The sequence below is a fragment of the Lonepinella sp. BR2271 genome (genome assembly GCF_051851515.1).
GTDB lineage: Bacteria > Pseudomonadota > Gammaproteobacteria > Enterobacterales > Pasteurellaceae > Lonepinella.
Genome location: NZ_JBPDVF010000006.1, coordinates 21,137 through 47,437, shown reverse-complemented (window position 1 = coordinate 47,437; position 26,301 = coordinate 21,137). Strand labels below are relative to the sequence as shown.

24 protein-coding genes are annotated in these 26,301 nt (G+C 42.3%); 21 read left to right on the top strand and 3 right to left on the bottom strand.

Features of this window, described 5'->3' with window-relative positions:
• The first annotated feature begins 66 nt into the window (after window positions 1-66).
• Together ACTG7X_RS06380 and cydB are read left to right on the top strand one after the other, a co-directional pair.
• Window positions 67-1,629: a cytochrome ubiquinol oxidase subunit I gene (locus tag ACTG7X_RS06380; RefSeq protein WP_439257690.1), complete on the top strand. Its 1,563-nt coding sequence runs from the start codon at window positions 67-69 to the stop codon at window positions 1,627-1,629.
• A gap of 14 nt (window positions 1,630-1,643) precedes the next feature.
• Window positions 1,644-2,780: a cytochrome d ubiquinol oxidase subunit II gene (gene cydB / locus ACTG7X_RS06375; protein ID WP_439242263.1), complete on the top strand. Its 1,137-nt coding sequence runs from the start codon at window positions 1,644-1,646 to the stop codon at window positions 2,778-2,780.
• 272 nt (window positions 2,781-3,052) lie between these two features.
• On the opposite strand, the gene cmoA is transcribed toward cydB, so the two are convergent.
• The gene (gene cmoA / locus ACTG7X_RS06370; RefSeq protein ID WP_439257689.1) at window positions 3,053-3,778 is read right to left on the bottom strand and encodes a carboxy-S-adenosyl-L-methionine synthase CmoA; all 726 of its coding nucleotides are present in this window, start codon (window positions 3,776-3,778) and stop codon (window positions 3,053-3,055) included.
• Between the two features lie 111 nt (window positions 3,779-3,889).
• On the bottom strand, window positions 3,890-4,129 hold the full coding sequence (locus ACTG7X_RS06365) for a hypothetical protein (protein ID WP_439242259.1): 240 nt from the start codon (window positions 4,127-4,129) through the stop codon (window positions 3,890-3,892).
• 231 nt (window positions 4,130-4,360) lie between these two features.
• On the opposite strand from ACTG7X_RS06365, the gene aspS reads away from it, so the two are divergent.
• The 8 genes from aspS (at window position 4,361) to ruvB (ending at window position 11,175) form a co-directional block, all read left to right on the top strand.
• The gene (gene aspS / locus ACTG7X_RS06360; protein ID WP_439257688.1) at window positions 4,361-6,127 is read left to right on the top strand and encodes an aspartate--tRNA ligase; all 1,767 of its coding nucleotides are present in this window, start codon (window positions 4,361-4,363) and stop codon (window positions 6,125-6,127) included.
• A gap of 67 nt (window positions 6,128-6,194) precedes the next feature.
• On the top strand, window positions 6,195-6,707 hold the full coding sequence (locus ACTG7X_RS06355) for a hypothetical protein (RefSeq protein ID WP_439257687.1): 513 nt from the start codon (window positions 6,195-6,197) through the stop codon (window positions 6,705-6,707).
• A gap of 7 nt (window positions 6,708-6,714) precedes the next feature.
• The gene (gene nudB / locus ACTG7X_RS06350; protein ID WP_439257686.1) at window positions 6,715-7,152 is read left to right on the top strand and encodes a dihydroneopterin triphosphate diphosphatase; all 438 of its coding nucleotides are present in this window, start codon (window positions 6,715-6,717) and stop codon (window positions 7,150-7,152) included.
• A 319-nt stretch (window positions 7,153-7,471) separates the two neighbouring features.
• Window positions 7,472-8,212, top strand: coding sequence for a YebC/PmpR family DNA-binding transcriptional regulator (locus tag ACTG7X_RS06345; RefSeq protein ID WP_439242251.1), 741 nt, complete (start codon window positions 7,472-7,474; stop codon window positions 8,210-8,212).
• Between the two features lie 88 nt (window positions 8,213-8,300).
• On the top strand, window positions 8,301-8,843 hold the full coding sequence (locus ACTG7X_RS06340) for an ACP-like domain-containing protein (RefSeq protein ID WP_439242249.1): 543 nt from the start codon (window positions 8,301-8,303) through the stop codon (window positions 8,841-8,843).
• A 63-nt stretch (window positions 8,844-8,906) separates the two neighbouring features.
• The gene (gene ruvC / locus ACTG7X_RS06335; RefSeq protein WP_439257685.1) at window positions 8,907-9,479 is read left to right on the top strand and encodes a crossover junction endodeoxyribonuclease RuvC; all 573 of its coding nucleotides are present in this window, start codon (window positions 8,907-8,909) and stop codon (window positions 9,477-9,479) included.
• A 61-nt stretch (window positions 9,480-9,540) separates the two neighbouring features.
• On the top strand, window positions 9,541-10,155 hold the full coding sequence (gene ruvA, locus ACTG7X_RS06330; protein ID WP_439257684.1) for a Holliday junction branch migration protein RuvA: 615 nt from the start codon (window positions 9,541-9,543) through the stop codon (window positions 10,153-10,155).
• A 12-nt stretch (window positions 10,156-10,167) separates the two neighbouring features.
• Window positions 10,168-11,175 (top strand): Holliday junction branch migration DNA helicase RuvB, encoded by a 1,008-nt coding sequence (gene ruvB, locus ACTG7X_RS06325; protein WP_439242243.1) that lies wholly within the window; start codon window positions 10,168-10,170, stop codon window positions 11,173-11,175.
• 55 nt (window positions 11,176-11,230) lie between these two features.
• Here ruvB and ACTG7X_RS06320 read toward each other — a convergent pair whose 3' ends face one another.
• Entirely contained in the window at window positions 11,231-13,153 is a 1,923-nt protein-coding gene (locus ACTG7X_RS06320) for a hypothetical protein (RefSeq protein ID WP_439257683.1), read from the bottom strand.
• 186 nt (window positions 13,154-13,339) lie between these two features.
• Here ACTG7X_RS06320 and metF point away from each other — a divergent pair, with 186 nt between their 5' ends.
• The 11 genes from metF (at window position 13,340) to ACTG7X_RS06265 (ending at window position 26,277) form a co-directional block, all read left to right on the top strand.
• Entirely contained in the window at window positions 13,340-14,218 is an 879-nt protein-coding gene (gene metF, locus ACTG7X_RS06315) for a methylenetetrahydrofolate reductase (RefSeq protein WP_439242239.1), read from the top strand.
• 147 nt (window positions 14,219-14,365) lie between these two features.
• The gene (locus tag ACTG7X_RS06310) at window positions 14,366-15,142 is read left to right on the top strand and encodes an ABC transporter ATP-binding protein (protein ID WP_439257682.1); all 777 of its coding nucleotides are present in this window, start codon (window positions 14,366-14,368) and stop codon (window positions 15,140-15,142) included.
• 11 nt (window positions 15,143-15,153) lie between these two features.
• Window positions 15,154-16,008 (top strand): iron-siderophore ABC transporter substrate-binding protein, encoded by an 855-nt coding sequence (locus ACTG7X_RS06305; protein ID WP_439257681.1) that lies wholly within the window; start codon window positions 15,154-15,156, stop codon window positions 16,006-16,008.
• Window positions 16,002-17,924, top strand: a complete 1,923-nt coding sequence (fhuB, locus tag ACTG7X_RS06300) for a Fe(3+)-hydroxamate ABC transporter permease FhuB (RefSeq protein WP_439257680.1) — start codon at window positions 16,002-16,004, stop codon at window positions 17,922-17,924. The genes ACTG7X_RS06305 and fhuB overlap by 7 nt, the downstream gene beginning before the upstream one ends.
• Window positions 17,925-17,947: 23 nt before the next feature.
• Window positions 17,948-19,999, top strand: a complete 2,052-nt coding sequence (locus ACTG7X_RS06295) for a TonB-dependent siderophore receptor (protein ID WP_439257679.1) — start codon at window positions 17,948-17,950, stop codon at window positions 19,997-19,999.
• Window positions 20,000-20,152: 153 nt separating this feature from the next.
• Entirely contained in the window at window positions 20,153-20,740 is a 588-nt protein-coding gene (pth, locus tag ACTG7X_RS06290) for an aminoacyl-tRNA hydrolase (RefSeq protein WP_439257678.1), read from the top strand.
• Window positions 20,741-20,749: 9 nt separating this feature from the next.
• Window positions 20,750-21,841 (top strand): redox-regulated ATPase YchF, encoded by a 1,092-nt coding sequence (gene ychF / locus ACTG7X_RS06285; RefSeq protein ID WP_439257677.1) that lies wholly within the window; start codon window positions 20,750-20,752, stop codon window positions 21,839-21,841.
• Window positions 21,842-22,161: 320 nt separating this feature from the next.
• The gene (locus ACTG7X_RS06280) at window positions 22,162-23,064 is read left to right on the top strand and encodes a homocysteine S-methyltransferase family protein (RefSeq protein WP_439257676.1); all 903 of its coding nucleotides are present in this window, start codon (window positions 22,162-22,164) and stop codon (window positions 23,062-23,064) included.
• Window position 23,065: 1 nt separating this feature from the next.
• A complete protein-coding gene (locus ACTG7X_RS06275; protein ID WP_439257675.1) occupies window positions 23,066-24,286 on the top strand; it encodes a DUF711 family protein in 1,221 nt (406 codons plus the stop codon).
• Window positions 24,287-24,298: 12 nt separating this feature from the next.
• Window positions 24,299-24,844 (top strand): protein adenylyltransferase Fic, encoded by a 546-nt coding sequence (gene fic, locus ACTG7X_RS06270; protein ID WP_439257674.1) that lies wholly within the window; start codon window positions 24,299-24,301, stop codon window positions 24,842-24,844.
• A gap of 23 nt (window positions 24,845-24,867) precedes the next feature.
• Window positions 24,868-26,277: a basic amino acid/polyamine antiporter gene (locus ACTG7X_RS06265; RefSeq protein ID WP_439257673.1), complete on the top strand. Its 1,410-nt coding sequence runs from the start codon at window positions 24,868-24,870 to the stop codon at window positions 26,275-26,277.
• Window positions 26,278-26,301 lie beyond the last annotated feature (24 nt).

Genomic DNA, 26,301 nt, shown 5'->3' with positions numbered 1-26,301 from the left:
GGGTGATTACGTTTTTGGACGATAATCGAAATATAATCTTGTAGCATATTTACAAGGAGTTGTGAGATGTTAGACGTTGTTGAACTATCTCGTTTGCAGTTTGCGTTAACTGCGTTATATCACTTCTTGTTTGTTCCGTTAACATTGGGCCTTTCCTTTATTCTTGTAATTATGGAAACCGCTTATGTGGCGACAGGCAAAGAAGTTTATAAAGATATGACTAAATTCTGGGGTAAGTTATTTGCCATTAACTTCGCCTTAGGGGTAACAACTGGTATCACCATGGAATTCCAATTTGGTACTAACTGGTCATATTATTCTCATTATGTAGGTGACATCTTCGGGGCTCCTTTAGCTATCGAAGCCTTGTTAGCTTTCTTCCTAGAGTCAACATTTGTGGGCTTGTTCCTCTTTGGTTGGGATCGCTTATCTAAAAAACAACATTTAATTTCTACTTACTGCGTCGCATTTGGTTCAAACCTTTCTGCTATGTGGATTTTAGTGGCAAATGGCTGGATGCAATTCCCTGCAGGTTCAGAATTTAATTTTGAAACCATGCGGATGGAAATGACCAGTTTCTTAGATTTATGGTTAAACCCAGCAGCACAACATAAATTGTTACATACCTTATCATCTGGTTATGTAGCGGGTGCCATGTTTGTGTTAGCGATCAGCGCATTCTATATCTTAAAAGGCCGTGATTTAGCCTTCGCTAAACGTTCTTTTGCGATTGCGGCGACCTTTGGTTTAGTGGCCACAGGTAGCACCATTATTATGGGTGATGAATCCGCTTATCAAACAGTAACCGATCAACCGGTAAAATTTGCGGCAATGGAAGGGGAATGGCATACACAACCTGCGCCAGCCTCTTGGACATTGTTTGCGATTCCAAATCAAGCAGAACGTAAAAATGATGCCGAAATTAAAATTCCATTTATGGGTGGTATGATTGCAACACGTTCACTTGATGGTACTTATCCGGGTTTAATTGACTTAGAAGCAGCCAATACACAACGTGTTCGTAACGGTATTGTTGCCTATGGTTTATTAGAAGAATTGCGTGCTCAGAAAAAAGCGGGTCAAATTGACGAAGCAACCAAAGCACAATTCTTAGAAGCGCGTAAAGATTTAGGTTTCGGTTTATTATTAAAACGTTATACCGATAAAGTGGTGGATGCCACTGAAAGCCAAATCCGAGCAGCCGCTGCCGACAGTATTCCAAATGTCACCCCATTATTCTGGTCATTCCGTGTGATGTCAGGTCTTGCGGGTGTGATTGGTTTATTAATCTTAGGTGCCTTTGTTCAAGCATGGCGTAATAAAACCGAGAAAAGTGGCTTATTGCTCCGTGGTTTATTATGGGGCTTACCATTGCCATGGGTTGCCATTGAATGTGGTTGGTTCTTAGCCGAATATGGTCGTCAACCTTGGGCGATTCAAGATGTGTTACCTGTTGGTGTGGCCAACTCATCATTAGGTACGGGTGATCTTTGGTTCTCCATTGGCTTGATCTGTGCGCTTTATACTATTTTCTTAGTCGCAGAAATGTATTTAATGTTCAAATATGGTCGTCTTGGCCCAAGTGCATTAAAAACAGGTCGCTATTATTTTGAGCAATCAACTAAATAAGTAGGAGTTAGACGATGATTGATTATGAAATTCTACGCTTTATTTGGTGGATTCTTATCCTCGTATTGTTAATCGGTTTCTGTGTCACAGACGGTTTCGATATGGGCGTATTAACCTTATTACCATTCACCGGTAAAAAAGAAGTTGAAAAACGTGTTATGTTGAACACCATTGCACCGCACTGGGACGGTAACCAAGTCTGGTTATTAACCGCAGGGGGCGCAATGTTCGCCGCATGGCCAATCGTTTATGCCGTGTCTTTCTCAGGCTTTTATATTGCTATGATTTTGGTTCTAGCTGCCTTATTCTTCCGTCCTGTGGGCTTAGAATATCGTGCGAAAATCGATAATCCAACGTGGCGTAAAGCATGGGATGCAGGGTTATTCATTGGTGGTTTTGTGCCGTCATTAGTGTTCGGTGTGGCCTTTGGTAACTTATTACAAGGCGTGCCATTTGAATTCAACGACATTATGCAAATCAAATACACCGGCGGATTCTTTGAATTATTAAATCCATTTGCGTTACTTTGTGGCTTAATTAGCTTATCTATGTTAACCACACAAGGGGCGGCTTGGTTACAAATGAAAACCACTGCCGAATTACGCAACCGTGCAAGAGCCGTATCACAAGTGGGGGCTTTCGCCACCTTAGTGACATTCGTGCTTGCAGGTGTATGGTTATTATTCAAAGATGGTTTCATTGTAACGAGCGTGATTGACCACAATGCGGTGTCTTCACCATTAGGCAAAACCGTGGTGCTTGAAACCGGTGCATGGTTCAGAAATTACAATGACTTACCAGTATTGTATATTTTCCCTGCCATTGCAGTGATTGGAGCGTTATTAAATATCGCCGCCTCTAAAGCGAACCGCTCTGGCTTTGCGTTCTTCTTCTCATCATTAACCATGTTGGGTGTGATCGTGAGCTGTGGTGTGTCTATGTTCCCATTTGTGATGCCATCCATTACGCATCCTGATATGAGCTTATTGATGTGGGATTCAACATCAAGTCACTTAACCTTAACCTTAATGTTCTACTTTGCATTAGTGTTTGTGGTAATTGCCTTGTCTTACACCATTTGGTCATACTACAAAATGTTCGGTCGTATCGATGCGAAATACATCGAAGAAAACAAAACGACAGCATACTAAAAAGGAGAATTACAATGGTATATGCAGCTTGGGTAATTGGTGTTTTAGCCACCGTTTGGCTTAGTGTCAAAGTGGTGACAAAACTCGAGGACAAAGGTTCATTTGACAAATAGTCAATGCCGATAAAGAAGAAAAACGCTGAATAAGTTATTATTCAGCGTTTTTGTTTGCCTTGCAGTGACGTACAAGGCTACGATTTTTCTAGCATTAGCCACGGCGTGGCGTAACCATGCTTAGCCCCATACGTAAGTACGGGGTTATTGGTATGCGGACTATTTCACCGCCACCATAGAACCAAAATTAAAACACTGGAACCACAATTCCACCTGTGAAAATCCAATATTTTTTAACCGCACTTTATGGGTGCTAACCGTATCAGGTCGCATAACATTTTCAAGTGCGGTGCGTTTTTGGCTCACTTCTAATTCGCTATAACCGTTGGCACGTTTAAATTGATGATGTAAATCAATTAGCAAATTATCCACGTTTTCATCTTCAAAGCGAAATTTTTCTGACAACACCAACACGCCATTTGGGTTTAAGCCTTGATAGATTTTTTCCAACAAGGTTTGACGATCTTCAGGTGGTAAAAATTGCAAGGTGAAATTTAAAATCACCATAGAAGCATTTTCAATCTTGATATTGCGAATATCATCACACAAAATTTCTACTGGAATCTCGCTATGATAGGCTTGAATATGCTGACGGCAACGTTCCACCATCGGCTGTGAATTATCCACACCGATAATTTTCACGTTTGGCTGTTGAATATTTCGGCGAGCAGAAAGTGTCGCTGCGCCACGAGAACAACCTAAATCATAGACATGGCTATTCGCCGTGACAAAACGATTTGCCAACATGCCGATAGCTGTAATGATATTAGAATAGCCCGGCACGGAGCGTTGAATCATATCAGGAAACACTTCCGCCACGTTTTCATCAAAGGTAAAATCGCCTAGTTTTTCAATGGGGGCGGAGAAAATTCGGTCTTTATTCATATGTTATTTATTTTTTTGCTCAGGCAATGATTTCAAGGCATAAATCGCAAAACCACATATCGCCATTGACATAAAAGCGAGAACCCAAATACCAATCGTTAGCCACATAGATTACTCCCCCTGTAAACGAAATTTATATTGGCGAATATAGCGCCCAGCTAGCAATAGAAAGTAAATGATAACTACTAATCCAATACTGCTAGATACTTTAAATATGCTATCACCTTGCCCGAATATTACCACAGGCAGAGCCAATATAGCAACTTTTGCAATATCTTCTATAATCTTTATCCAAGACTCTAGGGTTTCTTTTTCGATGGGTAGTTTGAATAAATTTAATAGCTCAATCATCTTATCTCCATTTAGTTGTTTATCGTCATTGGATATTATGTATGAACGAGAATGACGACAAGCGTTTGATTTCAATTTTGGAATCAAGATCACAAAATTTGGTTTTTTGAGGGGCAAAATAGGGGGTAAAATGAAACCTCAACAAACTCTCATTTTTTAGAAGAAGTTTTATTTTTTTTCAGCTATAATTTACCGATTATGTTTAAAAAATAATTTTAAGGAAAACAGAATATGATGCGTACACATTATTGCGGTGCATTAAACCGTGACAATATCGGACAACAAGTGACATTAAGCGGTTGGGTGAATAAACGCCGTGATTTAGGTGGATTGATTTTTATTGATATGCGTGATGTGAAAGGCGTTGTGCAAGTCTGTTTTGACCCGAAATATCCACAAGCCTTAGAGCAAGCTGCCAGCCTGCGTAACGAATTTTGTATTCAAATCAAAGGTGAAGTGATTGCTCGCCCTGATAATCAAATTAACAAAAATATGGCAACGGGCGAAGTGGAAATTTTGGCTCACGAGTTGTCTATTTATAACGCATCAGACGTATTGCCGTTAGACTTCAACCAAAATAACACCGAAGAACAACGCTTAAAATACCGTTATTTAGATTTACGCCGACCTGAAATGGCGGAACGTTTAAAAACTCGTGCCAAGATCACCAGTTTCGTGCGTCGTTTTATGGACGAACACGGTTTCTTAGATATTGAAACTCCAATGTTGACCAAAGCCACGCCAGAGGGTGCAAGAGACTATCTCGTACCAAGCCGTGTGCATAAAGGCAAATTCTATGCGTTGCCACAATCACCGCAATTATTCAAACAGTTACTGATGATGTCAGGTTTTGACCGCTATTATCAAATTGTGAAATGTTTCCGTGATGAAGATTTGCGTGCGGATCGTCAACCTGAATTTACCCAAATCGATGTGGAAACCAGTTTCTTAACTGCCCCTGAAGTGCGTGCGATTATGGAAGAATTGATCCATGGTTTATGGCTCAACACCATCAATGTGGATTTAGGCAAATTCCCTGTGATGACGTGGCAGGAGGCTATGGAACGTTTCGGTTCAGACAAACCTGATTTGCGTAACCCGTTAGAAATGGTCACTATTTCCGACCTTGTGCGTGATGTGGAATTTAGCGTATTTAAAACCCCAGCCAACGATAAAGGCGGACGAGTGGCAGCGATTCGTGTACCAAACGGCTCAACCATTACTCGCAAACAAATTGATGAATATACTCAATTTGTCGGTATTTATGGTGCGAAAGGCTTGGCGTGGTTAAAAGTCAATGACATTAACGCAGGACTAGACGGCGTGCAAAGCCCGATTGCGAAATTCTTATCGGAAGAGGTATTAAAAGCGATTTTAGATCGTGTGAAAGCCGAAACGGGTGATATTATCTTCTTCGGTGCCGACAAATGGCAAACTACCACCGACGCATTGGGTGCATTACGCTTAAAACTCGGTCGTGATCTCGGCTTAACTCGCCTAAACGAATGGCAACCGCTTTGGGTGATTGATTTCCCAATGTTTGAACGGGATGAAGAGGGCAATTTAGCCGCCATGCACCATCCATTCACCTCACCAAAAGATTTCAGCCCAGAACAACTTGAGGCCGATCCAACCAGTGCCGTAGCAAACGCCTATGATATGGTGATCAACGGTTACGAAGTAGGCGGTGGCTCGGTGCGTATTTTCGACCCGAAAATGCAACAAACCGTATTCCGTATTTTGGGCATTAACGAACAAGATCAACGTGAAAAATTTGGTTTCTTATTAGATGCGTTAAAATTTGGCACCCCACCACACGCAGGATTAGCATTCGGTTTAGACCGTTTAACGATGTTGTTGACAGGAACCGAAAATATCCGTGATGTGATTGCATTCCCGAAAACCACCGCAGCAGCGTGCTTGATGACGGATGCCCCGAGTTTTGCGAATCCGCAGGCGTTGGCGGAATTGGCTGTGAGTGTGGTGAAAGCGGAGTAGATTTTAATTAAAACAATCCCACAAATAGAGTGGGATTGTTTTTGGATATTTGGTTATAGGTAAGAATATGCCAACATTTAATTTAAATTCTGATGATTTACAACCAGTGATAGATATTTTGGATGAAGCATTGCTTAACCGTCCAGAACCTATTGGTATTCCTCATTACGATATTGACAGTGCAATTGCGAGTGCAAGAGAATATTCAGATGCGATTGATGAACTTTCTGATCCCAATATTCAATTGGATGCTTGGGATTTACAGCATCTGGCTCAAAGTATGGCAAATGGTTATAAAGAATTTTGGGAATCCCCTTTCCCTATTGGGTTAGAAACGGGACAGATCTTGTTCTCTGCCATTTTAGAAAAGCCGATGAGAGAATTATCTCGGAATTTAAAAAAGATTCTTAGAAATTTAGAAATAGATGATAATAATCCCCTGATTAATATTGATGCAGAGAAAGAAGTAGATGCTTTTAATGAATGGCTAGAAACTACTCAAACTACAAATAAATCTAATAAATCATCCTGTGGGTGGATTTTAGCGGCTGGTTTGTTTGGTTATTGGTTGGGTAATTAATTTTTTTATGCCATACAAAAATCCTATTTCCGTTTTAGTAGTCATCTACGCCCAAAATACAGGCAAGGTCTTAATGCTCCAACGCCAAGACGATCCTGATTTTTGGCAATCGGTAACAGGATCTTTAGCAGAGAACGAAACGCCCGAACAAACGGCTATTCGAGAAGTATTAGAAGAAACAGGCATTGACATCAAAGCGGAAAATTTAGCACTTTTTGACTGCAACGAATGGATAACATTTGAAATTTTCCCGCATTTTCGGTATAAATATGCCCCGAATGTGACCCATTGCAAAGAGCATTGGTTTTTGTTGGCGCTACCAGATGAGCGAGTTCCCCAATTAACGGAACATCTTGCTTATCAATGGTTAGAACCTAAACAAGCTGCCGAACTCACTAAATCACCGAATAATCGGCAGGCAATAGAAAAATATTTAATAACATAGAACCCTCACCCTAGCCCTCTCCCAAAGGGAGAGGGGAAGAATATAGGGAAACTGATTTTAAAAAGATCAGTAATGGGGCCCCGTCTGAACCGCCCTTGCGTTGGGGTATTTTGTAGGAAAGTTTTGCATGTTTGAGCGAAGCGAGTTCAAAACTTTCCGTTAAGCAAAATCCCCATAAGCAAGGAAAAGCGCTGAAGTCGGGGTGTACTTTCTTTTGCTTACTTTTCTTTGTACAAGCAAAGAAAAGTAAGTCGCCATCGGCGAAATCCGATATAACGAATAAAATAGACAACTTAAAAAATAAAAAGGAAACATACAAATGGCAGGACACAGTAAGTGGGCTAACATCAAACACCGCAAAGCCGCACAAGATGCACAACGTGGTAAAGTATTTACTAAATTAATCCGTGAATTAGTCACCGCTGCAAAAATTGGTGGCGGAGATGTCGGCACGAATCCTCGTTTACGTGCAGCAGTGGATAAAGCACTTTCTAGCAATATGACCCGTGACACCATTAACCGTGCCATTGAACGTGGCGTGGGCGGTGGTGATGACACCAATATGGAAACCAAAGTGTATGAGGGCTATGGACCGGGTGGCACAGCAGTGATGGTCGAATGTTTGAGCGATAACGCCAACCGCACCATTTCCCAAGTTCGCCCAAGTTTTACTAAATGTGGTGGTAACTTAGGAACTGAGGGTTCAGTCGGTTATTTATTCAGCAAAAAAGGCTTGATCTTAATTGCTTCAGGGGATGAAGATGCGCTAACTGAGGCGGCGATTGAGGCCGGTGCGGACGATATTCAAGCGCAAGAGGATGGTTCTTTTGAAATCTATACGGCATGGGAAGATCTCGGTGATGTGCGTGATGGCATTGAAAAAGCAGGCTTTAAAATTGAGAATGCGGAAGTGACCATGATTCCATCAACCACGGTGGATCTTGATGCGGAAAATGCCCCGAAATTATTGCGTTTAATTGATATGTTAGAAGATTGTGATGATGTACAAAACGTGTATCACAATGCCGAAATCAGTGATGAAGTCGCCGCCTTACTTTAAGATAAATTTGTCTTATCAGGTTTGATATGCTAGGATAAAGCTGTCTTTTTGAACAAGACTTTGCTTTTATTTTATTTAAGGAGATTTTATGAAATTAATTAAATTTATTCCTGCAATCTGTGCTGCTGCGGTGTTAGCCGCTTGTTCTTCTGGCCCAACTGAACAGGAAATGGCCGTTGCACAAGCAGAAAAACAAGCGCAAGCCATGGAGCAAGCCGCAAATACGGCCAATACACAAGCCGCTGAAATTGCAAAAAATATTGATGGTACCGCACAAGTCAAAGTACAAAAAGTACCAACGGTAAATAAATCGGTGGTGTATCGTTGCCAATCCGGTAAAGTCGTTACGGCCACTTATGCCTTTGAAAATAACGATCCTCGTGCAGTTAGCGTACGTTTAGGTAAAGGCAAAAAAGCATTAAAAGTATCATTAGCACGTGATGATAACAGCAAAGATACGGTTTCATTCGTTTCAGATAAGTATGAATGGAATGTGGATACGGGTTTAACTTTAGATAATTTCAACGGGGTTGATGCGATTCATTTCCTCAAAAAAGGCGCCGAATCCGATCAAATCTTAGCGAAACTTTGTAATGTGAATAAAACAGCAACAAAACGATTAAATAAATAATTGAAATCGGTTATGATAATTGGGTGGGGATTAAACTCCACCCATTTTATTTTGTAGGACAATATGGCAATTATATTAGGCATTGACCCCGGTTCCAGAGTGACCGGATATGGGGTAATTCGACAAACTGGACGCACATTAGAATATCTTGGTTCTGGCGCTATTCGTACCCAAGTGGACGATATGCCGACCCGCTTAAAACGTATTTATGCGGGCGTGACGGAAATTATTACCCAATTCCAGCCTGATATGTTTGCTATTGAAGAAGTCTTTTTGGCGAAAAATCCCAATTCTGCGTTAAAACTCGGTCAAGCTCGTGGTACCGCCATTGTGGCTGCGGTTAATCAAGATTTACCGGTATTTGAATATGCCGCTCGTTTAGTCAAGCAAACCGTGACGGGTATTGGCTCCGCTGATAAAGTGCAAGTGCAAGATATGGTTACCCGTTTATTAAAACTTTCCGACAAACCTCAAGCGGATGCGGCTGACGCCTTAGCTATTGCAATTACCCATGCGCACACCATTCAACATAGTTTGCACATCTCCCAAACCGCTCAACCCACCGAAACTCGTGAAAAATACACCGCACTTTTACGCACTCGTTATAGCCGTGGGCGATTTCGGTTGAAAATTTAACTGTTCTTTTATTCAGTTTTTAGTATAATAACCCAAAATTTTTTCAACAACGGAAACAACAATGATCGGTCGCTTACAAGGTAAACTTATTGAAAAACATCCCCCTGAAATTTTGCTAGACGTGCAAGGGGTAGGCTATGAATTGCTGTTGCCCATGACCAGTTTTTATGACTTACCTGAATTGGGGCAAGATTGCACTTTGTTTACCCATTTTGTGGTACGTGAAGATGCGCATTTGTTGTTTGGATTTTCGCATAAATCTGACCGCAGTTTATTCCGTGAATTAATTAAAACCAATGGCGTCGGGCCGAAATTAGCCTTGGCGATTTTATCCGCGATGTCAGTGGCGGATTTTGCGTATGCCATTGAATATGAAGAATTATCTAAATTGGTGAAAATCCCCGGTGTAGGTAAGAAAACGGCAGAGCGCCTGTTGGTGGAATTGAAAGGTAAATTTAAAGGCGTGGGGCAAGGGGATTTCTTTGTGGAAAGCTCGCATTTACCTGCCGTTGAACGAGGTTCTTCAGCGGAAAATGTTGCTGCTGAAGATGCCGTTTCTGCACTTATTGCATTGGGTTATAAACCAACGGACGCAGAAAAAATGGTGAAAAAAGTGGCAAAATCCGATCTTTCTTCTGAACAATTAATTCGTGAAGCCTTAAAAGCAGCGTTGTAAGTGAGATAGAACATGATTGAAGCAGATCGCCTGATCAGTGGCGTAGCAAAATTAGATGACGAAGCGGTGGATCGTGCTATTCGCCCTAAATTGTTGGCAGATTACGTGGGGCAGCCGCAAGTACGGTCGCAAATGGAGATTTTTATTCAAGCGGCAAAATTACGCCAAGATGCCTTGGATCACCTGTTGGTGTTTGGTCCACCAGGGTTGGGCAAAACCACGCTAGCAAATATTGTCGCCAATGAATTAGGCGTCAATATCCGCACCACATCCGGCCCTGTGCTAGAAAAAGCGGGGGATTTGGCGGCCATGCTCACCAATCTTGAACCCCATGATGTGTTGTTTATTGATGAAATTCACCGACTGTCGCCCGCCATTGAAGAAGTGTTATATCCTGCCATGGAAGATTATCAACTGGATATTATGATTGGCGAGGGCCCCGCTGCACGTTCTATTAAATTGGATTTACCACCCTTTACTTTGATTGGGGCAACCACAAGAGCAGGATCGCTCACGTCGCCATTGCGTGATCGTTTTGGTATTGTGCAACGCTTGGAATTTTATTCGGTGGAGGATTTAACCTTTATCGTGTCACGCAGTGCGAAGTATTTAAATCTGGAATTATCCGAATCCGCCGCCCTTGAAATTGCTCGCCGTTCGAGAGGGACGCCACGGATTGCCAACCGTCTATTACGTCGTGTGCGTGATTATGCAGATGTCAAAAACCGCGGTGTGATTTCTGCGGATATTGCCCATGCAGCATTGTCTATGTTAGATATTGATCAGGCCGGTTTTGATTATTTGGATCGCAAATTCTTAACCTCGATTATTGAACGTTTTGACGGCGGTCCCGTGGGGTTGGACAATATTGCCGCCGCCATTGGAGAGGAACGGGATACCATTGAAGATGTCTTGGAGCCGTATTTAATCCAACAAGGCTTTTTGCAACGTACGCCAAGGGGACGCATTGCTACAAGCCATACTTATCGACATTTTGGCTTAGAAAAATTGACGGAATAAAAAACAGGAAACGGGGGAGAGCGTTTCCTGTTTGATCGCCTGTTTTACGGTTTTCTTAATCCACCAGATCCGCATCAAACGGTTTGCCATTAAATAGCATATTGCCATTATCTAATTGAAAATCAAGATGATATTTACCATCTTTTAATTCAAAAAGTTCTTGTACGGCAGGCACTGCATACTGCCAAAAGTCGGTTTGTGGTTTTTCGCCTTTTGCCATATCTTCCGCCACGGTCATATCCAATTTCACTCGGCTGTTTTCTCGATTACCAAGCAAGATCCCTAAATAACCTTGTGGCAACTCTGCGCTGAGATTGGCATTGACTGGCATGGCTTTGCTCGCTGTCGGATAGGTGTCAAGGTTGGCGGAAATCGTAGCGTTGGACACTTTGATTGGCGTTTCCCAATAAGGTGTGGCGGTTTTTAGATAGCTCTCCATGGATAAATGCGTGACACAGATAGCAGCGTAGAATTGGCACAAATAGGCTTGCTTAAAATGAGGCGTCAGTAATTCTTCTGTGGGGAGATCTAAGCGCAATTTACTGAACTGTAACTGTTCTTCATTCAATGCCAGTTTATCCAACGACACATGATATTGCGTCGCCAACAGATCTTTTTTGACATCAGTACGATAGGTTAATTGCACATTGTCAGCGGTTCCCTGATCTTTTACCGAAATAGCCTGCGTTTTCACCGCACTTTCTAATTGGAAATGGGTATTTTCCGCCAGTTTGGTTAAATCCGCCAAAAATTTCGGGTGATCTTTTTGTGGCGCTTGTTTGTTTTGTAAACTGGTAGGCAAATATTGGATTAAAAATGCCACATAATCGTCCACATTAAAATGGGCAATTTTGTTTTCCGTGGCAAAATTTGTGCTAGACAAGGCAAAATCCTCGTCTTGATTGAGTGTCAGATTTTTCACATTGGCATTAAAGGTTAATGTAGCATCTTGTTTATTTTGATGGTCAGAGGCAAAAACAAACTGGCTTTCTTTGGCATCCAAAATCGCCTTTTCATTTTCAGGCAAAATAAACCGTTCTACTGAAAGTTTGCTGTCCATTTTTTGATTATTATAAACAAAATCAAAAAATTGTTTGGTTAATTCGGTTAAATTAAATTGCTCAGATTGTAGCTGTTTTAACTGCTCAGGTAGCGAAATATGCGAGGGGATCCCTTGACGATTAATGGAAAATGCCACATTTTCGGCCCGCACTTTATCGTCATCAGATTTTGTGTTTCTGTTCGACAGATAAATCCCCTGTTGATTGAGCTGCTGATTTAAATCATAGCCCTGTTCGGCGATCTTTTTATGAATAATATAATGCCCTTTGACCAGACCAATATGGGTATTATCCCCGTCTAATAAATTGATATCAATTTTTTTGGTTTTGACGTCCGCACTGATTAAATCATATAAATTATCGCTAAGCGTGGTTAATAAAAAATTGCCTTTCAACTCCGTGATTTTCAACAATTTATCATAGTTGAAACCAGACAATTCCGTTTGTAACGCAATGGATTTAGATTGAATATCGTAGGAAAGTTCCGTGTCTAAGGTTTGTGATTTATTGGTGCCATCACGAAATTCGGTCAGCATACGAGAGCTTAACCCATCACTAAACACCGAAAATTGACTGGTAATGGTGTTTTTATCAATGGTGATATTTAATTGCTCATTTAATTTTTTAATCAAGGTTGGATTAAATTCCGATTCCGCACTAATCATCAACGGAAGTGCGGTTAATTTTGTGTGCATAAAATCGGTTTTTTGCTCCGCTTGCTCAAGACTAAAGGTCAAATCCCGAGTGAAAAAATCGCTGTTACTTTCAGTGATGTTAATATTAAATTGATCTTTTAACTGGTAAGGAAATTTGCTAATGGTCTGATCGATTTGATAATTGGTATAAAATTGCGCCGCAATCCCTACCACGAGGGCGACCGTAGAAAAGCGGAGTAAGAATTTAATTTTTTTATTCATGAGGTTCCCAATGAGTGCATTTATCTGGTGAAAGTATAGCGAATTTGTGAGGTGACTACAAATAACACTTATATGAATTCAATTCATAAAAAAAGTGAATTTTTTGAAATTGACGCATGTTTATGATTGCTTTACTTTATATCTCATGAAACACATTAATGGAATGTGGATAACAGGAGTGAAATCATGAGCTACGCCAAAGAAATTGATACATTAAACCAACATATCGCTGATTTAGACGGCAAAATTAACGTTTCCTTTGAGTTTTTCCCCCCGAAAACCGAAAAAATGGAAGAAACTTTGTGGGCATCTATTCACCGTTTGAAAACCCTCAACCCGAAATTTGTCTCAGTCACTTATGGGGCCAATTCAGGCGAGCGAGACCGCACACACAGCATTGTGAAAAGTATCAAACAACAAACGGGCTTAGAGGCGGCGCCCCATTTAACAGGCATTGATGCCACGCCTGAACAACTGCGCCAAATTGCCAAAGACTACTGGGACAGTGGTATTCGCCGCATTGTGGCATTGCGTGGTGATGAACCCAAAGGCTACGAGAAAAAGCCATTTTATGCCTCAGATTTAGTGGCGTTATTGCGTGATGTGGCCGATTTTGATATTTCCGTGGCAGCCTATCCTGAAGTACACCCAGAGGCAAAATCTGCGCAAGCAGATTTGATTAATTTAAAACGCAAAATTGACGCAGGGGCAAATCATGTGATTACCCAATTTTTCTTTGATGTGGAAAGCTATTTACGTTTCCGTGATCGTTGCGCCTCCATTGGGATTGATGCCGAAATTGTACCGGGTATTTTGCCGGTGACGAATTTCAAACAGTTACAAAAAATGTCGAGTGTCACCAATGTGAGAATCCCAAGTTGGTTGGCTAAGATGTATGAGGGCTTAGATGAAGATCAAACTACTCGTAATCTAGTTGCTGCCAGTGTGGCAATAGACATGGTGCGTGTGCTTTCTCGTGAGGGCGTGAACGATTTCCATTTTTATACCTTAAATCGTAGCGAATTGACTTATGCGATTTGCCATACGTTGGGTGTGCGACCGTAATGTATTTATCCTAAGAAAGCGGTAAAAATGCTTTCTTAGGATTTTCTTATAGACATAATAAAATATCTAATAAAAATCGTTTGCATTTCATACAAAACCCAACTAAAATGCTCAACCTTTATTTCGGGTTTTTCTGTTAGGATTTTTGTGTTTCAATTAGATCAGGTATCATTCGCCATTCCCACTGCCACGGGCATTCGTCAACTGCTTTCCCCGATTTCCTTACAATTTGAGCTCGGCAAAGTGTATGGCTTAATTGGACACAATGGGTCTGGAAAATCCACCTTAATCAAATTAATGGCTCGCCAACAAAAATCTTCATCAGGGAAAATTCTACTTAATAATCAGGCTATTGAACATTGGGGCAGTCGTGAATTTGCCCGTGAAGTGGCGTATTTGCCACAACATTTGCCCACCAACACCCAACTCACCGCCAGAGAATTAATCGCTCTTGGACGTTATGCGTGGAATGGTTTGTTAAAAAGCAATCCACAGCAGGATCAAACTGCGGTGCAAAATGCCTTAGTTTTAACTCATACGGAAAAATTCGCCGATCAACAAATTGATGTGCTATCAGGTGGCGAACGTTCCCGCATTTGGCTGGCGATGTTGTTGGCTCAACAAAGCCGTTTTTTATTGCTTGATGAACCCTTGGCAGCGTTAGATATTGCTCATCAAGTGGAAGTGATGCAGCTTATCAAAAAACTCAGCCGAGAGTTGGGTTTAGGCGTGGTAATCGTGATCCACGATGTGAATTTAGCGGCGGCATTTTGTGATGAATTGATCGCCTTACATTCAGGCAAACTGTTGGCTCAAGGCACGCCTGAACAACTCATTACCCCTGATTCTTTACAACAAATTTATGGTTTGCAATTAAATGTTATCGCTCACCCTAATACGCAAGCCCCTGTGGTTTTTTATTAAGGCGAAATGCAATGCTAAAAATCTTATTAAAAAGCCTGTTTATTTCCTTATTGAGCTTAAAGGTTTTTGCTCAAATACCTGTTGCCACATTAGATTGGACGGTAGCAGAAACCCTGATCGCCTTGGATAATCCCCCTGTGGCGATTGGCGATAAACCGAGTTATCAACGTTGGGTCGGTGAGCCAAAACTGCCTGCAAGCACCCTTGATTTGGGTTTGCGGATGCAACCGAATAAAGAAATGCTGTCGCAAATCAAGGTGGAGATGTTTATCAACAGCAATTTCTTTGCCAATTTAAGCGAAAGCCTACAACCGCTCTCCCCCACCCATTTAGTCAATTTTTATCAAGACGGCGATATTTGGCAAAATATGCAATATGCCACCCGACAAATCGGTGCGTTAATTTCGCAATCGGAAAACGCCGAAAAATTGATTGAACAAACTTTTGCTTATTTTGAACAGCTTAAAACCGAGCTTGAATCCTATCAACAACGCCCATTAGCGATCGTGCAATTTATTGACGCTCGCCATTTACGCTTTTATGGTCGCCGTAGTTTATTTGGTGCGGTAATTGAAAAATTGGGGTTTAGCAATGCTTGGCAACAGACTGGTGGTCTATGGGGATCGGAAAATTTGGCGATTACCGAACTCGCCAAATTGCCTGCCAACACCCGATTAATTGTGGTGAAGCCCCACCCTGCGAATGTAGAAAAAGCATTGCAATATAATTCCCTGTGGCAACAGTTGAGTTTGTCAAAAGATCCGTTAATTTTGCCTGCCACTTGGACATTTGGTGCATTGCCATCGGCTCGTATTTTTGCCGAACGTTTAGCCCAAGGATTAAAACAAGGCGGTGAATCATGGTAAAAACACTGAATATCGCCCTTTTTTCCATCGTACTTTTTTTCATGGCACTTTTATTGCTCAGTTGGCTTTCCCTATTGCAATTAAACTCAGAGGAATTTGCGACACTGCTTTATCGCAACTACACCTTGCCCCGATTGGCAATGGCAATCTTAGCTGGGGCGGCATTGGGTTTAGCCAGCACCTTATTACAGCAAGTGATTAACAATCCGCTGGCATCGGATAATACCCTTGCGGTTAGCTCAGGATCGCAATTTGCCTTATTTATTCTCGCCATTTTTGCACCGCAGTTTCTCTCGCTCGGATCGGTGCTTATCGCACTGATTGGGGCATTATCCGCCTTGGCGTTAGTTTTCCTGTTGGCGTGGCGACAAACCTTATCCCCGTTATTAATGATTTTGGCAGGGCTTGTGGTCAACCTGTATTTAGGCTCATTTTCCGCTGTGTTAATGTTATTTTACCCCGAAGAAAGCCGTGGTTTATTGTTGTGGGGAGCGGGATCCTTAGTGCAAGAAAGTTGGTATGATAGCTTGCAGTTGCTGTGGCAATTAGGGTTAGCCGTTGTCTGCACGGCGTTATTACTCCGCCCATTGCAAATTCTGACCTTAAATGACAGCAATGCCCAAAGTTTGGGCGTACCCGTCAATCTGATTCGTTTTGCAGGTGTGGTGATTTCTGCTTTTTTAGTTGCCATCGTGGTCAGCCGTGTGGGTATGTTAGGGTTTATTGGCTTGGCAGCCTCGAGCCTCGTGCGACAATTTGCTCTGACCAATTTGCGTTCTCGCTTAGTGCTTTCTGCTTATTTAGCGGCGATGTTGCTGTTAATCACCGATCTCATTTTGCAACTGATTGACTATTATTGGCATACCCAACTGCCAACGGGGGCTTTCACTGCCTTACTTGGCACGCCGTTATTGCTGTGGTTAATGTTTAATATGAAACATAACGGACGTTTGCAAGGACAAAATGACGCAATCGCTCGCCACAAAACTGCCGCAAAATTCACCGCAGTTTTGCTGTTGAGCTTGATGTTATTCGCCATTTTTGTGGCGTTACTCTTTGGCAAATCTTCGCAAGGTTGGCAATGGAATACGGCACTTTTATCCTTGCGTTATCCACGCGTAGTGGTCGCTATTTCCGCTGGCATTATGCTCGCTGTGGCTGGCACGTTATTACAACGTTTAAGCCATAACCCAATGGCAAGCCCTGAATTATTGGGCATTACCTCGGGAACGGCGTTTGGTATTTTATTAGTGATCTTTTTCGTTGCTGCCCCAACCCAAGGGCAATTTTGGCTGGCTGGCGTGATCGGGGCATTGTTGGTGTTGAGCTTGATTATTGGGCTGAATTTACGCCACCAATTATTGCCCGAAAAAGTGCTATTAACAGGGATTAGCATTGCCGCCTTGTTTGATGCGGTACAACGTTTAGTGCTAGCATCGGGCGATTACAAATGGCAACAATTATTGGCGTGGACATCAGGATCCACCTATCAAGCTACGCCCGCCTTAGCCATTGGCTCGCTATTGTTGGCGTTGCTGTTATTTTTATTCAGTTTACCTTTGCACCGCTGGCTATCTTTGCTGGCGTTGCAAGACCCGACCGCTCAAGCCCTAGGCTTAAATTTAGCCAAAGTGCGGTGGATTTTAATGCTATTTTCTGCGGTGTTAATCGCTGCTTCAACCTTGCTCATTGGGACGCTGAGTTTCGTGGGCTTGCTCGCCCCTCATCTGGCTCACTTCTTCGGTTGGCACAAACCCAAAGCGCAACTAAGTGGTGCGGTGTTATTGGGGGCAACGGTGATGATTGTTGCCGATTGGCTCGGTCGTCAAATCTTATTCCCTTATGAAATTCCTGCCGGTCTGATGGCAACCCTACTGGGCGGCAGTTATTTCTTAGTGATGATGCGTAAAATGTAACCTAACTTTAAAAGGAAAGTAAAATGAAAAAAACCTTTGTTTATTCAGCAGCAGCCCAATTAGTACTAATTGGTATGGCAGGTACTGCCATAGCGGCGGATCAAAAAACCGATCAACTGGATCAAATTGATGTAGTCACAGACGGCTCAATGTTCCGTATGGGCGAAGTGCCATTCCACCAAGCAAAATCGGCTGTGGCAGTCACTCGCAATGAACTTGACAGCCAAAATGTGGACAAAGTCGATGAAATCGCTCGCTATCAAGCAGGCTTCGCCAACCAAGTTTATGGTAACGACACCAATACCAACTGGTTTAGAGTGCGTGGTGCGGAAGTCTCCCAAGCAGTCAACGGCTTGCCAACCTTTAGCTATGGATTCTTCACTCCTTATGTGGACAGTTTCGGTTTAGAAGCCATTGAAATCACTAAAGGGGCAGATTCCCAAACCTTTGGTTCAGCCTATGCGGGCGGTTTAATTAACTATGTGACTAAACGGGCTCACAAAGAAAATATCGGTCACGGCGAATTTAAAACCACGTTAGGTAGCCATAACCAATACGGCTTTGGTGCGGATTACACAGGTAAAATCAGCGAAGATGAAAGCCTGCGTTATCGAGTGGTGGCGAGCTATTTACACCGTGAGGGTGACTTAGAAGGAACAGACAATGGCACGCTTTATATTGCTCCAACCTTGACTTGGGATATGAGCGATAAAACCCATTTCACTTTATTAACTAGCTATCAACGTGATCATGGCGTGCCGAGTAATAATTACTTCCCATTGTTGGGTACAGTAAAACCAACGGCGAATGGCTATATTGATCGCAATACCAACCTAGGCGACCCTGTTAATGATACAGAAACCAACCGTCAATATAGCATTGGTTATGAATTTAGCCACGACTTTGGCAACGGTTTGAACTTTAATTCAAGCTATGTTTATCGTCATATTGATAATTTCCACCGTAGTGCATATATCTATCCTGGTAATCCTGCAGCGGATTATTCTATTGGTCGTGGCACGACATTTAATGATGGAAAAATCATTTCTCACACAACCAATAACTACATCACTTGGAATTATGATAATGATTGGCTAAAAAATACCTTAGTTGTGGGTACCGATTATAATCATAATAAACTGGATGCGATATATGGTTATGATTCAACAACCCCAACTAATATTTTCAATCCATCAGTGGGTTGGAATCAGCCTCAAAATCTGAGTTCAGACCACATTAAGATTAAATCACGTCAGCTAGGTTTCTATTTACAAGATACCGCTCGTTTTGCGGAACATTATATTTTAGGTTTTGGCATTCGACACGATCGTTCAGAACAATATGCGAGTATCAAAGCGGTTAAAAATAACCATACTTCATACAATGCCTCTTTTATGTATGAATCGCCATTTGGTTTAAACCCTTATTTCAGTTATAGCGAATCGTTCAGTGTGCCACTTGGTTTAAGCGGAAACACAGAATTATATGATCCACAAATTACTCGTCAATATGAATTAGGTTTGAAATATTTACCAACTTGGTTGGATGGAACGATTTCTGTTGCTGGATTCAGAGCGAAAGATTTAGGCGCATTGACATTTGGCCCTGATTATTGGGGAAATATGACCGCAAGTAACCCAAACCCGACTTATCGTAAAGGGTTGGAAATCCAAGCTGATGTCAATTTAACTCAAAATTGGAATGCAACCTTGGCTTATACCTATACAAAATCAGAAGAAAAAAGCAATACTACGGGGGAAAAAACGCGTAATGCAATGATTCCTACCAATGTGTTAGCCGCTAAAACAGCTTATAGCTTTGATAGTGGTTTCTTAAATGGTTTAACCGTTGGTGCTGGTGTGCGTTATATCACACATAGCGTCAACGAGAATCAGATCCAATTACCTAAAGCAACGATTATTGATTTAATGGCTCGTTATAACATTACAAAAAATTGGTCTGCGCAAGTTAATGTAGATAATGTCGCTGATCGCCGTTACGTTGCAAGCTGTTATTGGTGGTGCTATTACGGTGCAGAACGCCGTATTACAGGGAATTTAAGTTATAAATTCTAATTAATCTTCCATAAGGTAAGGACTAAATCTGTCATTGAACAGGATTTAGTCCTTTTGTTTTTTTGGGATACGAAAACATCATATCGGAATACCGTGTAAAAACGCAAATTTTCCGCTATAATATCCCCTTATTTTTGACTAACGGAATCATCTATGTCTGAAATCAAATTAATTGTCGGATTAGGCAATCCTGGGGCGAAATATGCTGGAACTCGTCATAATGCTGGCGAAGATTTGGTTATGGAAATTGCTTGCCGTCATAATGTCAGCCTGAAAGACGACAACAAATATTTTGGTAAAACTGCCAAGATTTCCACCGCACTTGGTGATGTCTGGTTGCTTGTGCCAACCACGTTTATGAATTTAAGCGGTAAAGCGGTGGGTGCATTAGCCAATTTTTTTCGTATTCAACCTGAACAAATTTTAGTGGCGCATGATGAATTAGATTTGCCTTGTGGTGTCGCCAAAATCAAGCAAGGTGGCGGACATGGTGGGCATAACGGGCTGAAAGATATTATTGCGGTATTAGGTAATAACAAAAATTTCTATCGGATTCGTATTGGCATTGATCACCCTGGCAGTAAAGAATTGGTGGCGGGTTATGTATTAAGCAAAGCTGCTCCAAAAGATCAGGAAAAAATCAACGCCGCCATTGACGAAGCCAGTCGTTGTGTGGACGTATTATTCAAAGACGGCGTGGTAAAAGCCACTAACCGATTAAACAGTTTTAAAGCAGAATAAGGAAAAATTATGGGATTTAAATGTGGTATTGTAGGCTTGCCAAATGTGGGCAAATCCACGCTTTTCAACGCCTTAACCAAAGCAGGGATCGAAGCGGCGAACTATCCGTTTTGTACCATTGAGCCAAACACAGGCGTGGTGCCAATGCCTGATCCACGCTTAGATGCGTTGGCAGAAATTGTCAAACCTGAACGGGTATTACCAACCACAATGGAATTTGTGGATATTGCAGGCTTAGTGGCAGGGGCAAGCAAAGGCGAAGGCTTAGGCAACAAATTTTTAGCCAATATTCGTGAAACCGATGCTATCGGACACGTGGTACGTTGTTTTGAAAATGATGACATTGTGCATGTGGCAGGCAAAATTAATCCTGCGGACGACATTGACATTATCAATACGGAATTGGCATTAGCGGATTTAGACAGCTGCGAACGGGCGATCCAACGCTTGCAAAAACGAGCCAAAGGCGGTGATAAAGAGGCTAAATTTGAGCTTTCCATTATGGAAAAAATCCTGCCTGTGTTAGAAAATGCAGGCATGATTCGTGAAGTGGATTTAGACAAAGACGAACTCTTTGCGATTAAAGGCTATAATTTTTTAACCTTAAAACCGACAATGTACATTGCCAATGTGAATGAAGACGGTTTTGAAAATAACCCGTATTTAGATCAAGTGCGTGCCATTGCGGAAAAAGAGGGGGCGGTTGTTGTGCCTGTGTGTGCGGCGATTGAAGCAGAAATTGCGGAATTAGAAGATGATGAAAAAGTCGAATTTTTACAAGACTTAGGCATTGAAGAACCTGGTTTAAACCGTGTCATTCGTGCTGGTTATGCTTTGTTAAATTTACAAACCTATTTCACCGCAGGCGTGAAAGAAGTACGTGCATGGACGGTTTCTGTGGGGGCAACCGCACCGAAAGCCGCCGCCGTAATTCACACCGATTTTGAAAAAGGCTTTATTCGTGCCGAAGTGATCGCCTATGATGATTTTATCCAATTCAAAGGCGAAAATGGCGCAAAAGAGGCGGGCAAATGGCGACTTGAGGGCAAGGATTACATTGTGCAAGATGGGGATGTTATGCACTTCCGTTTTAATGTGTAACCCTCACCCCAACCCTCTCCCAAAGGGAGAGGGAGTATTCTGATAAATTTTATTTTTCTACACTCTCATCCAAATCGTCCCCAAAAGGGAGAGGGAGTATTCCGATAAATTTTATTTTTCTATACTCTCATCCAAATCGTCCCCAAAAGGGAGAGGGAGTATTCTGATAAATTTTATTTTTCTATACTCTCATCCAAATCGTCCCCAAAAGGGAGAGGGAGTATTCTAATAAATTTTATTTTTCTACACTCTCATCCAAATCGTCCCCTCTCCCTCTGGGAGAGGGCTAGGGTGAGGGTAATTAAACTGCAAGGAACTTTATGTCAATCACTATCCTAGACGGCGGTATGAGCCGTGAACTTATGCGATTAAACGCACCATTCCGCCAACCCGAATGGTCAGCGTTATCGTTAATTGAAAAGCCGTCCGCTGTGCAACAGGTGCATGAAGAATTTATCAAGGCAGGGGCGGAAGTGATCACCACCAACAGCTATGCCGTGGTACCGTTTCATATTGGCGAACAACGTTTTCACGCCAATGGCAAAATGCTTGCTGAACGGGCTGGACGACTGGCACAAAATGCGGTGCAAAATTCAGGTGTTTTGACCACTAAAATTGCAGGATCGCTCCCCCCAATGTTCGGCTCGTATCGGGCAGATTTAATCCAACCTAATCGCTTTGCGGAAATTGCTCAACCCATTATTGACGGGCTGTCCCCTTATGTAGATGTGTGGCTATGCGAAACCCAAAGTGCCATTATTGAGCCGGTTTCCGTGGCAAAATTGTTGCCAAAAGATGAACGTCCGCTATGGGTGTCTTTCACCTTAACAGACGACAAACCGACATCCGAACCGCAATTGCGTTCAGGCGAATCCGTGCAAAGTGCGGTGGAAAAAATGATCGAAATTGGCGTACAAGCGATTTTGTTTAACTGTTGCCAACCCGAAGTGATTGAACAGGCGTTAATCGTGACCCGAAAAACCCTAGAAAAACACACCGCACTTCATATCCAAACAGGGGCCTATGCCAACGCTTTTGCACCGCAACCCGAAGATGCCACCGCCAATGACGGACTAGATGAAGTACGCAAGGATCTCGATCCGCAAGCCTATTTGCAATGGGCAAAAAAATGGACGGCTCAAGGGGCGAGCATTATTGGCGGTTGCTGTGGCATTGGGGTGGAATATATTAACGTCTTGGCGAAGAATTTAAAAGGAAGTTAATATGCAAACCTATCAAAATAAAGCCCTTTGTCGTGTCCGTGCCGTGACGCTTTTTTTAACCCTAACCAAGGATAAAAGCCAGTGGCTCAATGCGTTAAATCAAGCCAAAGCGGAATTTGATGTTCTCGTGCCTGCCATTCAACAAAAAGGCTATACCGTACAATCTATTCGCATTGTCACCAATAGCTTTGGCGAATATTTGGATCTCACCAGTTTAGCCACGGCAAAACAAGATTTAGCTTATTTGAAAGATCTGTTATTACAGCTTAACGACAGTGGATTGCGGATCCGTTTTGCCATTGGTGAAGCCAAAACGGCGGAAGAAATCGCTCTGTTGCCTGAACTTATTGCGGATTATGGCGATTTATGTAATGCTTGTGTCAATGTGGGATTAGATCAAAACGGTATCTTAGACAACGATCTGATTTTGCAATCTGCTCAAGCGGTCAAACGCATTGCCGACATTACGCCCCGAGGCGAAGGTAATTTCAATTTTACCGTGAATTTTAACTGTAAGCCGTTTATTCCTTATTTTCCAGCCAGTTATCATTCCAGCCAGTTGCCGAACAGTTTTGTGATTGGGCTAGAAACCCCTGATTTGTTAGTCGCCGTGTTAAAAGCATTATCGCCAACGCATCACAATGCGTTCTTCCAACAATGTTATGAAGCAATGTCGCAAGCCCTGCAATATCACGTTGATGAAGTCTTAAGTGCGGTCAATTCCGTACAAGATTCTCTCCATTTCCATTTTGCGGGTATGGATAGCTCCGCCGCTCCGTCTAAAAATTGTGCATCAATGACGGAAGTTTATGAATTAATGGGCGTGCCGTATTTTGGGGCAGCAGGCACCGTGGAAGCCTCTTCCTTATTAACTCGAGTATTTAAGTCTGTGCAAAATGTGCCGTTAGTCGGCTTTTCGGGCTTAATGCTGGCGGTTACGGAAGATTTAGGGCTAGCTGACGGCACACAAAAACAGCAATTTGATATTCGAGCATTGCTCACTTATAGTTCCGTCTGCGGAATTGGTTTAGACACCGTGCCTGTGGCTGGCGATGTGACGGCTGAACAAATTGCGGCGTTAATGCGAGATACGGGAACCATGGCATTTCGTTTAAACAAACCATTGACCGTGCGTCTGTTCCCAATTCCGCATAAACAAGCTGGCGAATTAACCGAATTTGACAGCGTTGATTTATGTAATTGCCGTATTTTGGCAGTATAAAAAGGAAATGCAATGAAACCTATCGATCAACAAAGCCTCGAAAATGCCTACCGAATTTTTGAAACGGGCGAAGTCTATCAATTTGAAGTCGGCACAGTCAAAGGTTTGCAACAAATTCATCACGCCTTATTTACGGGGCTGTATGATTTTGCTGGGGAAATTCGTCAATATAATATTTCCAAAGGCTATTTTCGGTTTGCCAATGTGCTTTATTTAAAAGAAGTGTTGGCAAAAATTGAGCAAATGCCTGAAAGCACTTTTGAGCAAATCATTGAAAAATATGTGGAAATGAATATTGCTCACCCCTTTATGGAAGGCAATGGACGCAGCACAAGAATTTGGTTGGATTTGATCTTGCGGAAAAATTTAGGCAAGGTGGTAAATTGGCAAAATGTGGATAAAACCTTGTATTTACAAGCGATGGAACGTAGCCCTGTGAATGATTTAGAACTGCGTTATTTATTGCAAACCAATTTAACTGATGATGTGGATAACCGTGAAATGATTTTCAAAGGGATTGAACAATCTTATTATTACGAAGGCTATCAAAAAGCCTAATTTAACCTAAAAGGAAAGCAATTATGTCAAACAAAAAAATCGGCTTAGTGTCGCTAACGGCATTGGTACTAAGCTCTATGATTGGCTCGGGGATTTTTAGTCTTCCGCAAAATATGGCAGCGGTCGCAGGCGCAGAAGCCATTTCTATCGGCTGGCTGATTACAGGCGTGGGGATTATTTTTCTCGGGCTGTCGTTCTTTTTTATCTCTCGCCTACGTCCTGAATTGGATGGTGGCATTTATACTTACGCCCGTGAAGGCTTTGGTGAACTCATGGGCTTTATGTCCGCTTGGGGTTATTGGCTCTGTGCGACTATTGGCATTGTGGGCTATTTAACCGTGGCATTTGAGGGATTGGGCGTGTTTACCGACAGTGAAAATTTTGTACTGTTCGGGCAGGGCAACACCATTGCCGCCTTTATTGGTTCATCAATTATCGTGTGGCTGGTTCACGTCTTGATTGCAGGCGGGGTGAAAGAAGCCGCCTTAGTGAATTTGGTCGCCACTTTTGTGAAAGTCGCCCCGTTAATTTTGTTTATTGCCTTGGGCTTGTGGTATTTTGATGTGGAATTATTTAACACAGACGTGCAAGCCACCAGTTTAAATAACAGCGTCAGCGATCAGGTGAAAGACACCATGTTGATCACCCTTTGGGTGTTCACGGGGGTTGAAGGAGCAGCGGTGCTTTCTGCTCATGCTAAAAGACGCTCAGATGTGGGCTTGGCAACCGTGTTAGGCATTGTGATTGCATTAATTCTCTATGTGGCGATCACCATTTTATCTTTGGGGATTTTACCCCGTGAGGTTATCGCCAATATGCCGAACCCGTCCATGGGCCCGTTGCTTGATGTGATGGTAGGGCAAACAGGCAAAATTATTATCACAGCGTGTTTGATTGTGTCGGTGTTAGCCTCTTATATCAGCTGGACCATGTACTCCGCCGAAGTGCCATACTGCGGTGCAAAAAATGGCGCATTTCCGAAAATTTTAGACAAACTCAACCAAAACGGCACGCCGATTAACTCACTCTGGTTTACAGGCTTTGTGGTGCAATTTTGCTTGATTTTGGTGTTGGCATTTGAACAAAGCTACACCAATTTATTGATGATCTCCACCTCCATGATTTTAATCCCCTATTTCTTAATTGGAGCCTATTTGTTCAAACTCGCCATACAAACTAACGCCGCTTGGTATATTAAACTCACGGGCTTTATGGCATCAGTTTACGGACTCTGGATCGTCTATGCCGCAGGCTTGGAATATTTGTTATTGTCCGTGGTGTTGTATGTACCGGGGATTCTATTATTCCTGTATTCCAACCGCAAATTCCACGGCAAAATCACCTTAACAGGGGCTGAAAAAGGCATTTTAGTGGTGATTTTAGCGATTTTTGTGTATGCAGTGTATCGTTTACCTGAGTTATTGGCTGCATAATTTATTCACTATAAACAAAGCCAT